This window comes from Neisseria sp. P0009.S007, from assembly GCF_051962515.1.
This window is the reverse complement of sequence record NZ_JBQCVF010000528.1, coordinates 1-1,030: the sequence shown is the minus strand read 5'-3', so window position 1 is coordinate 1,030 and position 1,030 is coordinate 1. Positions and strand designations below refer to the sequence as shown.

Below are 1,030 nucleotides of genomic sequence, written 5' to 3'. Positions count from 1 at the left end.
CCAAAATTGCTTTTGACAAAAGCCGTCCTGCCGTATCCGGCGTATGGGCGCTGACTGCAAAACTCAGCGGCGTATCAAGAAAGAAAAATTATAAAAATCAGAAATATATTTTCCCTTATAACGGCCAAACCCACGTCGCCCCCAAAAACTACCCCTTGGGCGGACAATAGTTCCCTTAAAAAACGCTTTGATCAAACCATTACTACCTCAAGTCAAATCCCGTGAAAGACACTCATAAAATCTGGGCCGCCCTCATCATTACCGGCATTATCGGCGGCATGGTCGGCATTGTATTAACCGAAATCATGCACACAATTCAACATCTTGCCTATGGTTACGGTTCAGACGGCCTATACGTTTCTTTCCGCGAGGGCGTATCGCAGGCAAGTCCTGCGCGGCGTATCGGCGTAATGGCCTTTTGCGGCGTGGTGGTTGGTTTGGGGTGGTGGTTGCTCAAACGCTACGGCAGGCCGCAACCGAGTATTAAAGCCGTGGTTAAAAATCCGCTCGCCGGTTTTCCGTTTTTTGAAACCGTCAGCCATGCTCTGTTGCAAATCATTACCGTCGGGCTTGGCTCGCCGCTCGGCCGCGAAGTTGCACCACGCGAAATGACCGCCGCCTTTGCTTCAGTAGGCGTCAACCGTTTCGGGTTGAGCGAAGACGACGCAAGGCTGGTCATTGCTTGCGCCTCGGGTGCAGGTTTGGCGGCCGTGTATAACGTGCCGCTCGCCTCCACACTTTTCATCCTCGAAGCCATGCTTGGCTTATGGACGCAGCAAGCCGTCGCCGCCGCATTGCTGACTTCCGTCATCGCCACTGCCGTCGCGCGCATCGGCTTGGGAGACGTGCAGCAATATCATCCGACCAACCTTTCCATCAACACCTCATTACTTTGGTTTTCTGCCATCATCGGCCCGATACTGGGCGCAACCGCCGTCTTTTTCCAGCGTACAGCCCAAAAGTTCCCCTTCATCAAGCGCGACAACATCAAAATCATTCCCTTGGCCGTCTGTATGTTTGCACTCATTGG

Annotated in this window: 1 protein-coding gene; it reads left to right on the top strand. The window is 52.9% G+C overall.

Going from position 1 to position 1,030, the window contains the following annotated elements:
* Nucleotides 1-278: 278 nt before the first annotated feature.
* The coding region (locus ACTHS3_RS14545) for a chloride channel protein (protein ID WP_440368317.1) at nucleotides 279-1,030 on the top strand (752 nt) is incomplete at its 3' end.